Below are 11,228 nucleotides of genomic sequence, written 5' to 3' on the forward strand. Positions count from 1 at the left end.
GGCGGTCCGTCGCTGCGCCCCTACGCCTCGAGCGCGAACCCGCGCGAGCGCGATCGTCCCGCCGATCCGAACTCGCCCTTCGCCAAGCTCGCCGCGCTGAAGGAGCAGCTGTCCGGTCGGAAGGAGTAATCCTACGTCCGAGCGGCAGCGTCTCGACAAATGGCTGTGGCACGCGCGGGTGGTGAAGGCGCGCACCTCCGCGGCCGAGCTCGTGGTCACCGGCCACGTTCGCATCAACGGCGCGCGCGAGACCTCGCCGGGCCATGCGGTCAAGATCGGCGATGTTCTCACCATCGCGCTCGATCGCACCGTGCGTGTTCTGAAAGTCACCGCCTTCAGCGAACGCCGCGGCGATGCTGCCTCGGCCCGCGTGCTCTACGAAGAGCTCGGTGTGCGCAATTAATTGCGCATTGCATTCATTTCTTGGCCGATCAAACGCACACAAGTGTCATGATCGGGCTTTCCCGACCTTGCGGCGCCGGGCCATCCGCGCTACGCAAGCCGCGACTTTTAAAAGAGCTTTTCGGAGCGTTGGATGACTTACGTCGTCACTGAAAACTGCATCAAGTGCAAGTACACCGACTGCGTCGAGGTCTGCCCGGTCGACTGCTTCTACGAGGGTGACAACATGCTCGTCATCCATCCCGACGAATGCATCGACTGCGGCGTGTGCGAGCCGGAATGCCCCGCCGACGCCATCAAGCCGGACACGGAACCGGGCCTGGAAAAGTGGCTCCAAGTCAACGCCGACTACGCCAAGAGCTGGCCGAACATCACCCAGAAGAAAGAATCACCCGCCGACGCCAAGGAATTCGACGGCATGGAAGGCAAGTTCGAGAAATATTTTTCTGCGAACCCCGGCTCCGGCGACTAATTCAGGCCCAAACTTAACCCTAATACCGGCGTCGCGGCCGAAAACCAGCCCTGAAGACCCCTAAATCATTGATTTTTGCGGGAAATGTGCTATATTGGGCACATTAAGCCGAACCCCGTCAGCCCCGTTGGCCCCTCTGGGTTCCCGTGAAACCAAATGTCGAACAGGGGCGTGGCAGTTTCCGCGCGCAGGCTGTGTCACAGAAAACGCGTAAAAAGAGTACTTCAGCGAGGGCTTCCCATAAGGAGGCCAAAAAAGTCGCCGCGGCCAGCCGTAGCGCATCCAAGGGTCGGACCGCGACGAAGGCGCCGGCTGCAAAGTCCTCGAAGAACAAAAGAAGCGCAATGCCTAACAAGACTGCCAAACCGGCCGCGAAAGCGACCGCCGCTAAGCCTGCTGCCAAGCCTGTGACTGCCAAGGCTCCGGTGGCAAAGGCTCCCGCTGCCAAGCCCGCCGCGCCGAAGGCTCCCGTTGCTGCTGCTCCTGTCAAGGCTCCTGTCGCTGCTGCCAAGCCGGCCGCGAAGCACGCTGCTGCGCCGAAGGTCGAGGAAAAGAAGGTCGTGACCCAGCGTCAGGGCTTCAAGGCCAACGAATTCGTTGTCTATCCCGCTCACGGCGTCGGCCAGATCCTGGCCATCGAGGAGCAGGAGATCGCCGGCGCGAAGCTCGAGCTGTTCGTCATCAACTTCATCAAGGACAAGATGACGCTGCGCGTTCCGACCGCCAAGGTCGCCAATGTCGGCATGCGCAAGCTGTCCGATCCGGCGCTGGTGAAGAAGGCGCTGGAGACGCTCAAGGGCCGCGCCCGCGTCAAGCGCACCATGTGGTCGCGCCGCGCCCAGGAATACGAAGCGAAGATCAATTCGGGCGATATCGTCGCGATCGCGGAAGTCGTGCGCGATCTCTACCGCTCGGATTCGCAGCCGGAGCAGTCCTATAGCGAACGCCAGCTTTATGAAGCGGCGCTCGATCGTCTGTCCCGCGAGATCGCGGTGGTGCAGCACTCGACCGAGACCGAAGCGGTCAAGGAAATCGAAGCCCAGCTCGCCAAGAGCCCGCGCCGCAACGCCAAGGCGGAAGCCGCCGAGGGCGAAGCCGACACGGATGCCGAGGGCGATAGCGACGATACCGATGGCGACGGCACCACCGTCGCCGACGAGGCCGCGTAAGCAGCTTCGTTCTGCGCAAGCCATCAAAAGCCCGGCCTTGCGGCCGGGCTTTTTGTTGGGCTGGTGACAGCGGCGTCGAGCGCGATCGGCATGCTACAAGCCGCGGGCCTGAGTCCATATTCCGATCGGACGCTGGATGCCGCGAACGGCCTGCGGCTCTCGTACCATCAGTGGCTGAAATGCTTCGGCTGCGCTGCCAAGCTCGGCCTTCGCGCGGCTGATGAGATCGTCGCTTGCCACCAGCGCGCAGTCGAGCGTGCGAGTCAACGCCTCAAGACGGCTTGCCGCGTTGACGGTGGCACCGATCACGGCGAATTCCAGACAGGTCTGCCCGATATCGCCGAGCACCACCGGCCCATAATGCAAGCCAAAACTCACACGCAGCGGTGGCTCCCTCAATGCCATTCGTCGCCCGTTCCAACTGTCCGCCACGACGATCATGGCCTGGGCACACCGCAGCGCGTTGCTGGCATCGTGCGCGCCGGCAAAGGGGGTGCCGAACGTCGCCATCAATCCATCACCGAGATATTTGTCGAGCGTGCCGCTGTGGCGGAAAACCTCCTGCTCCATCAGCCCGTGGAATTCGCGCAACGTCCGCACCACCTCCTGCGGCGTGCGCGCATCGGCAAAGGCTGTGAAGTCGACGATGTCGACGAACAGCACCGCAGCGTCTTGCGTGCGCACCTGCTTCAACGGCTCGTCTTGCTTCGACAATTCCGCGACGACATTGGGTGAGAAGTAGCGTGCCAGATTGCCGCGTTCGCGCTCCACCGCGGCATGTCGGACCAGCAGGTCATTGCTGCGGCGGACCGCGAGCGCCAACGTCACGGCCACGATCATGAAAACGACGATTTCCTGGATGCGAACGTGGAATCCGATCGCATTGGGCGAGATCATTGCGGACAAGCGGTGATCGTCGCCGATTGCGGCTGCGATGTGGGCCGTCAGCGCAGGATCGCGATCCGGCTGCCACCACACCCAGGCCATGCCGACCAGCCAGAGTGCGGCGGTCCACGCTCCGACCGCAATTACGGTCCGCCAGGAATAGGCCAGCGTGGCGCCTGCGAGCAGCACGAAGAAATAGACGAAGTTGCCGAAATGGTACTGCATCGCGACCGGCCAGTGCGTAGTCCCGAATGGATTAGGGACCACGATGAGGAAGGTGAGCAACGCCAAATCGCAGAACAGGAGCGCCAATTCGGACCGTGAGACGCCCACCCGCCCAACCCTGACTTGGGCCCAGCCGATCAGTGCGAACAGGCCGAGCAGCGCCACGTAGTAGAGCTGCTCCCACGCAGGGTTGATAGCCAGCAGCAGGCAGCCAATGACGGCAAGGGCGAAATAGCGCGCCCGCACTGCGAGTTGCAGACCCTCCTGCTTGGCGGAAGCCAGCGCAGCCTCTGCGAACTCAACTGTTTCGGTGTCGCGCTGGCTGCGCGCGGACGCAAGCGCGGCAGCTAGGTCGAACCGCTCGACGAGCATTGTCACGGGAGACTCCTGGCTGGGACCCTTGCAGCAAAGCGACGGCCATGAGCCGCAGCAATCGGCAGTTTAGTGGTGCTTGGCCGCGAGGTCATCAGCCAGGCAGGGCATTTAGCCGCTGAAAGACGTTGCCTATTTCACCGGCCGCTTCTCGAGCTTCCGCGCCAGCGTGCGCCGGTGCATCCCCAGCCGCCGCGCCGCCTCCGAGATGTTGAACTCCGTCTCGATCAGGGTCTGGTGGATGCGCTCCCATTCCAGCGTCTTGATCGAGGTCGGCCGCGCATCCAGCGCGACCTCGGTGTTCCCTTCGGCCTTGGTGAAGGCGGCTTCGATGTCGTCGGTATTCGAGGGTTTTGCGAGATAGTGGCAGGCCCCCAGCTTGATCGCCTCGACGGCGGTGGAGATGCTGGCAAAGCCTGTCAGCACCACGATCAGCATGTCGGGATCATGCGTGTGCAGGAGCTCGACGCAGGCAAGGCCCGAGGCGCCGCCGAGCTTGAGGTCGACCACGGCATGGCCGAAGGAACGCTCTTCCAGCACCTGCCGCACCTCTTCGATCGAGGCGGCCAGCACGACATCATAGCCACGGCGTTCGAACGAGCGCTTCAGCGTGCGCGCAAAGCCAGCGTCGTCCTCGACGACGATGAGCGAACGATCAGGCGTCAAAATTCCCTCCGATCGCGAGCGTTGCGAGCGGCAGCGTCAGGCGCACGGTGGCGCCCCGCTTCCTGTGATTCTCGGCGGTTACGGTGCCCCCTAACTTGCGCACCACGTTCACCACCAGGAACAGCCCGAGCCCGCCGCCGGCGCGGCCCTTGCTCGACTGATAGGGCTTTCCGAGCTGCGCCAGCATCTCCGGCGCAAAGCCCGGGCCGCGATCGCTGATCGACAGCACGAGGTTGTCGCCCTCGCGCTCGGCCACGAGCTCGACCCACTCGCGCGAGACCTCATAGGCGTTGTCGAGCACGTTGAAGATGACCTGCTTCAACGCGATGTCGGAGACGATCGCAACGTCCGTGCCGAATGTATTGACGAAGTAGAGCGTCCGCGCCGAACGCGCGTCACGCCATTCGTCGACCAGCGCGGTCACGAACGCCGTCACCGTCGTCGGCGAGGAGCCTTCGCCGCGCGCTTCGCCTGCCGACACCAGGATGCCCGTGACGATCGACTTGCAGCGCTGCAGCGAGGTTTCCATCTCCGCGAGGTCCTCAGCGAGCTCCTGATCAGCGGCAAGATCCGGCATGCGGCGCCAGTCGCTGAGGATCACCGACAGCGAGGCCAGCGGCGTGCCGAGTTCATGCGCCGCGCCGGAGGCGAGCAGGCCCATGCGCACGATGTGGTCCTGCTCGGCGGCATGCTGGCGGAATGCCGCCAGATGCGCATCGCGCTCGCGCAGGTTTCGATTGATACGGGTGACGAACACGACCAGCAGCACGGCATTGAGCACGAAGCCCAGCAGCATGCCGGCGACCGTGAGCGTGTAAGTCTCGCTCAATGGGTTGGGCGGCAGCTCCAGCGGGCGGTAGGCCAGCGTCAACCACACGAAGCTCGCGCAGGTCAGCGCGACCAGCGACCAGGTCGAGCGGGCATCGAGCAGCACCGCGCCGAGCGTCACCTGGAGCAGGAACAGCGAGGTGAAGGGATTGGTGGCGCCGCCAGAGAGGTAAAGCTGCGCGGTCAGCGCGGCGACATCAAGCATCAAGGCGACCAGCAGCTCGTTGTTGGTGATCGCGGCGCGATGGCGCACCCAGATGAGGCTGGAGACGTTGAGCAGCACCAGCGCGCCGATCACCGCGCCCATCCGCTCCAACGGCAGGGGAATGCCGAGCCCAAAATGCACGCCGCCGATGGTCACGATCTGGCCGACCACCGCGGTCCAGCGCAGCTGGATCAGCAGCGCCATGTTCTTGCGGTTGGTCTCGTCGTCGGTCGGCGCAGCACCGATCAGCTCGCTGCGCGCATCCGCCTGCGATTGCAGCGTGACGGCCAGCCCGCCATGAGCAAGTGTTTGGGAAAGCGTCTTCCCGTCGTCAGGCCTGTTCGACCATCGTTCCAGCATTTGATCCCGTCCTGCGCGCGGCGGCATCTAGGCCACCGGCCGGTTCGTGGACGAAGCGCCTGCGGCGGAACGGCCCGCCGCCGAATGTGACGAAGAGTTTACCGGCCAGCATGAAGGCCAGGGCAAACCACGTCAGCGCGTAGATCAGGTGGTTATTGGGAAAGCGGATCACGGTCAATCCGCCGATCGGACCGCCGGCAATTTGTGATCCGGCGCCGGCATCGACGAAGAAAGGTGCGACCTCGTGGAGACCGCGTGCCGCCGCAATCGCGGCGACGTCGCGCGAGTACCAGCGGTTGTGCTGCGGTACGTTGTTTCGGAGGAACCCGCCTTTGGGCTCGGTCATGCGGAGCAGGCCGGTGATCTCGACCGGGCCGTCCGGATTGCCGCTTTGGCGGCTCGATGCGTCGCGCCGCTCGGACGGCACGAAGCCGCGGTTGATCAGGACCTGCATGCCGTCGTCGCGCAGAAGCGGCGTCAGCACCCAATAGCCCGGGCCTTCCTCGGTGACGGCCTGAACCAGCGTCTCGCGGTCATGCAGGAAGCGGCCGGTGACGCTGACATGCCTGTATTCGTCGTTCGCGGCGGAGATCGACGGCCACGAAGCGGGCGAGGGGATCGGCGCCGCCGGGGCATGGACGCGCTGCTCGACGCGGTCGATCAGCGCCAGCTTCCAGGCGCGGCGTTCGATCTGCCAGACGCCGAGCGCGATCAGGGCCACGAAGGCCGTGAGCGAGAGGACCGTGAGCCACAGGGAGGGGCGCGCAGCATGGCCACGCATCGCTTTTGCCTCGCTCGTCACGGTCCTGACCTCGCTCACTTCATTCCGCTCATCTGGTGCATCGGCATCATGTTGCTGTTGAGGTGGCTCATCACCCACAGCGAGCCCGACAGCGCGATCACCACCATGACGATGGTGAAGATCAGCGCCATCATGCTCCAGCCGTTCTCGGACGTCGTGTTCATGTGCAGGAAGTAGATCATGTGCACGACGATCTGCACGACTGCGAAGGCCATGATGACGAGGGCAGTGATCTGCTTGCTCGGCAGCGCGCCGCTCATCACCAGCCAGAACGGGATCGCGGTGAGCACGACCGAGAGCACGAAGCCCAGCATATAGGTCGAGAACGAGCCATGGGCGTGGCTGTCGCCGTGATGATGGTCGTTGGCGCCAGCTGCATGAGTATCGGTGTTCATCGCAGAACTCCCAGGAGATAGACGAAGGTGAAAACGCCGATCCAGACCACGTCGAGGAAGTGCCAGAACATCGACAGGCACATCAGCCGGCGGCGGTTGGCCTCGATCAGGCCGAACTTCTGGACCTGCACCATCAACGTCACCAGCCAGATCAGGCCGCAGGAGACGTGCAGGCCGTGGGTTCCAACCAGGGTGAAGAAGGCGGACAGGAAGGCGCTGCGCTGGGGCGTGGCACCCTCATGGATCATGTGGGCGAACTCGGTGAGCTCGATGCCGATGAAGGCGAGGCCGAACAGGCCGGTAATCGCCAGCCACACCTGGGTCTGCGCGAGCTTGTTCTGCTGCATCGTCAGCATGGCGAAGCCGTAGGTGATCGACGACAGCAGCAGCATCGAGGTGTTCACCGCGACCAGGTTCAGGTCGAACAGGTCCTTCGGCGCGGGGCCGGCGGCGTAATTGCCGCCGAGCACGCCGAAAGTGGCGAACAGGATCGCGAAGATGAGGCAGTCGCTCATCAGATAAATCCAGAAACCGAGCGAGGTGCTCCAGCCTTCCGGATGCGGATGCTCCTCGGCGACGTAGAAGATCGGCTCGCCGGTTTGTGAGGGATTGACAGCGACAGTCATTTACTTGGCTCCGGCGAGCAGTTTGGTGCGCGCGTCCTCGGTCCGGATGACGTCTTCAGCCGGAATGTCGAAGTCGCGGTGATAGTTGAAGGTGTGGCCGATGCCGACGACGAGCATCGCGGCGAAGCTCACAGCGGCCAGCCACCAGATGTACCAGATCAGGCCAAAACCCATCGCGGTGGCGAGGCCGGCGAGGATGATGCCGGTGCCGGTGCTGCTGGGCATGTGGATCGGCCTGAACCCGGTGAGCGGACGTTGGTAGCCCCGGCGCTTCATGTCCCACCACGCGTCGTTGTCGTGAACGACGGGGGTGAAGGCGAAGTTGTAGTCCGGCGGCGGAGAAGAGGTCGCCCATTCCAGCGTGCGTGCGTCCCAGGGATCGCCGGTGACGTCCTTGAGCTGCTCGCGCCTGAGGAAGCTGACCGCGAACTGCATCAGCATGCACATGATGCCGAGAAGGACGAGGAAGGCGCCGATCGCGGCGATGACGAACCAGATCTGCAGGGACGGATCGTCGAACACGCGCAGGCGGCGGGTCACGCCCATCAGGCCGAGCACATAGAGCGGCATGAAGGCGAGGTAGAAGCCGGTGACCCAGAACCAGAACGACAGCTTGCCCCAGAACGGATCGAGCCTGAAGCCGAACGCCTTCGGGAACCAGTAGGTGATGCCGGCAAAGGCGCCGAACACCACCCCGCCGATGATCACGTTGTGGAAGTGCGCGATCAGGAACAGGCTGTTGTGCAGCACGAAGTCGGCCGGCGGCACCGCCAGCAGCACGCCGGTCATGCCGCCGATCACGAAGGTCAGCATGAAGGCGATCGTCCACATCATCGGCAGCTCGTAGCGGATGCGGCCGCGATACATCGTGAACAACCAGTTGAACATCTTCGCGCCCGTCGGGATCGAGATGATCATCGTGGTGATGCCGAAGAACGAGTTGACGCTGGCGCCCGACCCCATCGTGAAGAAGTGGTGCAGCCAGACCAGGTACGACAGGATGGTGATGACGACCGTGGCGTAGACCATCGAGGTGTAGCCGAACAGCCGTTTGCCGGAGAAAGTCGAGGTCACCTCAGAGAAGATGCCGAAGGCGGGGAGAACCAGGATGTAGACTTCAGGATGGCCCCAGATCCAGATCAGGTTCACGTACATCATCGGGCTGCCGCCGAAATCGTTCGTGAAGAAGTTGGTGCCGACATAGCGGTCGAGCGACAGCAGTGCGAGCACGACGGTCAGGACGGGGAAGGATGCGACGATCAGAACGTTGGTGCAGAGCGAGGTCCAGGTGAACACCGGCATCTTCATCATGGTCATGCCCGGGCAGCGCAGCTTGACGATGGTGCAGATCAGGTTGATGCCGGATAGTGTCGTGCCGACGCCGGCGACCTGCAGCGCCCAGATGTAATAATCGACGCCGACATCGGGACTGTAGCCGATGTTCGACAGCGGCGGATAAGCCAGCCAGCCGGTGCGGGCGAACTCGCCGATGAAGAGCGAAGCCATCACCAGCACCGCGCCGCCGACCGTCATCCAGAAGCTGAAATTGTTCAGGAACGGGAACGAGACGTCGCGCGCGCCGATCTGCAGCGGCACGACATAGTTCATCAGGCCGGTGACCAGCGGCATCGCCACGAAGAAGATCATGATCACGCCGTGGGCGGTGAAGACCTGGTCGTAGTGGTGGGCGTTGAGATAGCCTTCGGAGCCGCCAAACGCGAGCATCTGCTGGCCGCGCATCATCAGCGCGTCGGCAAAACCGCGCAGCAGCATCACGATGCCGAGGATCATGTACATGATGCCGATGCGCTTGTGATCGACGGTGGTGAACCACTCGCGCCAGAGATAGCCCCACAGACGGAAATAGGTGAGACCGCCGAGCAGCGCGGCGCCGCCGAGTGCGACCACCGCGAAGGTGCCGACGACGATCGGCTCGTGCAGCGGCAGCGATTCGAAGCCGAGCCGGCCGAAGATGAGCTTGAGAAAATCAGGAGACATGCGAACTCTCTTTAAGAGCCTGACTTCAGGAGTCTGACTTGGGACGTTGTCCGAGGAAGAAGGACGAGGACTTCAGCGGCGTGAACGACGGCCGCTTCAGGCCGGCGCCGAGCAGCGGCGCGGTGTCGGTGGGTGCCGTGATGGCAGCGGTGGTTTTGCCCTGCGGCGCATCCGGCGTGCAGGTGCCGGCGACGAAGCTCGGCTCCGGCCCAAATGCGGTGCCGCGGCGGGCGTATTTGTCGTAGGCCAGCGGCAGCGTGTTGTTCAGGCCCTGGTGGCCGGCACCGCCCTTGGCGTCGATCGCCATCATCTCGCTCTGGCACATCTTGCCGGTCTCGACGCACATGTTGAGGATCAGGCGGTAGAGATCGGCATCGACGGTGCCCCAGCGGCGCACCGGCTCGTTCTGGCTCGGCTTTTCGAGCTGGAGATATTCGGCGCGGCCGAGCGAGCCGCCGGCGGACTTGGCGCTGGCGATCCAGGCATCAAAGCCCTTGTCGTCGAGGCCCTGGAAGTTGAAGTGCATGCCGGAGAAGCCGGCGCCGCTGTAGTTCGCCGAAAAACCCTTGTAGGTGCCGGCGTGGTTGACGACGGCATGGAGCTTGGTCTCCATGCCCGGCATCGCGTAGATCTGGCCGGCGAGCGCGGGGATGTAGAACGAGTTCATCACCGAGGACGCCGTGATGCGGAATTTGATCGGACGATCGACCGGAGCTGCGAGCTCGTTGACGGTAGCGATGCCGTAGTCCGGATAGATGAAGAGCCACTTCCAGTCGAGCGCGACGACGTCGACCTCGAGCGGGGCCTTGGACTGATCCACGGCGCGGTCTGCATGGATGCGGCCCAGCGTGCGATAGGGGTCGAGCAGATGCGTGCCCATCCAGGTCAGAGCGCCCAGGCAAACGATGATCAGAAGCGGCGCCGACCAGATCACCAGCTCGAGCTTGGTCGAGTGGTCCCAATCCGGCTCGTAGCGGGCGTCCGTGTTGGACTGGCGATAGCGCCAGGCGAACAGCACCGTCAGCGCCATCACGGGGACGACGATCAGGAGCATCAGGACGGTGGAGATGATGACGAGGTCGCGCTGCTGGGCAGCGATATCGCCGGCCGGTGCCAGCACGACGTAGTCGCAGCCGCTGAGCGCGGCAGCCAGAGGTAGTAGCGCCAGGATCTTGAGACGAGACACGGGCCGAGCCTTTGAGAATGAGTTTCTTTTGCGGGGCCAACGGGTAGCTGCGGCGCAGCAATCCGGACATTGGACAATTTGTCCAATGTTGCAGTGCGGGATGTTGGGTCAGACAGGGCCAGATCGCCTGGCGCCCCGCCGGGCGGTCGGCTTTGGTTTTCAGGACGTTAAGGGCGCACGAATGGCGACGGCACAGACCCCCGCAATGGCAGACCTCCACACGGGCGAGCACGGCCACGACCAGGCCAGTCCCGGCGAGATCGCCATCGGCGTCATCATCGGCCGCACCTCGGAATTCTTCGACTTCTTCGTCTTCGCGATCGCCTCGGTGATCGTGTTCCCGCGCCTAGTGTTCCCGTTCGCGAGCGAGCTGACCGGCACGCTCTATTCCTTCATGATCTTCGCACTGGCCTTCATGGCCCGTCCGATCGGCACCGTCATTTTCATGACGGTCGACCGTGCCTACGGCAAGACGGCCAAGCTGATCTCGGCGCTGTTTTTGCTCGGCACCGCCACCGTCGCGCTGGCGTTCCTGCCCGGCTATCACGACATCGGCGTTGCGGCGATCTGGCTGCTGGCGCTGGCGCGCATCGCGCAGGGTCTGGCCTGGGGCGGCGCATGGGACGGCATGGCTTCG

The 11,228-nt window shown here is 63.8% G+C and carries 10 protein-coding genes and 2 pseudogenes; 4 read left to right on the forward strand and 8 right to left on the reverse strand.

Translation table 11 applies throughout. The features are described 5' to 3' along the window. Positions 1-139: 139 nt before the first annotated feature. From MOV74_RS19090 to MOV74_RS19100, 3 genes and pseudogenes are all read left to right on the forward strand, one after another. A pseudogene (locus tag MOV74_RS19090) lies at positions 140-403 on the forward strand (RNA-binding S4 domain-containing protein); the annotation flags it as partial. Positions 404-535: 132 nt separating this feature from the next. Next, positions 536-874, forward strand: a complete 339-nt coding sequence (gene fdxA / locus MOV74_RS19095) for a ferredoxin FdxA (protein WP_246925584.1) — start codon at positions 536-538, stop codon at positions 872-874. Positions 875-1,218: 344 nt separating this feature from the next. Beyond that, complete coding sequence (locus MOV74_RS19100; protein WP_246925586.1) at positions 1,219-2,043, forward strand: CarD family transcriptional regulator; 825 nt, start codon at positions 1,219-1,221, stop codon at positions 2,041-2,043. Between the two features lie 93 nt (positions 2,044-2,136). Here the strand turns inward: MOV74_RS19100 and MOV74_RS19105 are convergent, their stop codons facing one another. The 8 genes from MOV74_RS19105 to cyoA all read right to left on the reverse strand — a co-directional run bounded on the left by MOV74_RS19105 (position 2,137) and on the right by cyoA (position 10,591). After that, complete coding sequence (locus MOV74_RS19105) at positions 2,137-3,525, reverse strand: adenylate/guanylate cyclase domain-containing protein (protein WP_246925621.1); 1,389 nt, start codon at positions 3,523-3,525, stop codon at positions 2,137-2,139. Between the two features lie 132 nt (positions 3,526-3,657). Next, positions 3,658-4,191 carry a response regulator transcription factor gene (locus MOV74_RS19110; RefSeq protein WP_246925595.1) on the reverse strand — a complete coding sequence of 178 codons (534 nt, stop codon included), beginning with the start codon at positions 4,189-4,191 and terminating at the stop codon, positions 3,658-3,660. Next, complete coding sequence (locus tag MOV74_RS19115; RefSeq protein WP_246925604.1) at positions 4,181-5,584, reverse strand: ATP-binding protein; 1,404 nt, start codon at positions 5,582-5,584, stop codon at positions 4,181-4,183. The genes MOV74_RS19110 and MOV74_RS19115 overlap by 11 nt, the downstream gene beginning before the upstream one ends. After that, the gene (locus MOV74_RS19120; protein WP_246925607.1) at positions 5,556-6,404 is read right to left on the reverse strand and encodes an SURF1 family protein; all 849 of its coding nucleotides are present in this window, start codon (positions 6,402-6,404) and stop codon (positions 5,556-5,558) included. The genes MOV74_RS19115 and MOV74_RS19120 overlap by 29 nt, the downstream gene beginning before the upstream one ends. Beyond that, on the reverse strand, positions 6,401-6,781 hold the full coding sequence (cyoD, locus tag MOV74_RS19125; protein ID WP_246925609.1) for a cytochrome o ubiquinol oxidase subunit IV: 381 nt from the start codon (positions 6,779-6,781) through the stop codon (positions 6,401-6,403). The genes MOV74_RS19120 and cyoD overlap by 4 nt, the downstream gene beginning before the upstream one ends. Further along, the gene (gene cyoC / locus MOV74_RS19130) at positions 6,778-7,407 is read right to left on the reverse strand and encodes a cytochrome o ubiquinol oxidase subunit III (RefSeq protein WP_246925611.1); all 630 of its coding nucleotides are present in this window, start codon (positions 7,405-7,407) and stop codon (positions 6,778-6,780) included. The genes cyoD and cyoC overlap by 4 nt, the downstream gene beginning before the upstream one ends. Next, positions 7,408-9,405 (reverse strand): cytochrome o ubiquinol oxidase subunit I, encoded by a 1,998-nt coding sequence (gene cyoB / locus MOV74_RS19135; protein ID WP_246925614.1) that lies wholly within the window; start codon positions 9,403-9,405, stop codon positions 7,408-7,410. It abuts the gene before it with no gap. 25 nt (positions 9,406-9,430) lie between these two features. Further along, positions 9,431-10,591, reverse strand: a complete 1,161-nt coding sequence (gene cyoA, locus MOV74_RS19140) for a ubiquinol oxidase subunit II (RefSeq protein WP_246925618.1) — start codon at positions 10,589-10,591, stop codon at positions 9,431-9,433. A 181-nt stretch (positions 10,592-10,772) separates the two neighbouring features. Here cyoA and MOV74_RS19145 point away from each other — a divergent pair. Then, positions 10,773-11,228 (forward strand): annotated as a pseudogene (locus MOV74_RS19145) (MFS transporter); the annotation flags it as partial.

The sequence above is a fragment of the Bradyrhizobium sp. SHOUNA76 genome (genome assembly GCF_023006445.1).
Lineage (GTDB): Bacteria > Pseudomonadota > Alphaproteobacteria > Rhizobiales > Xanthobacteraceae > Bradyrhizobium.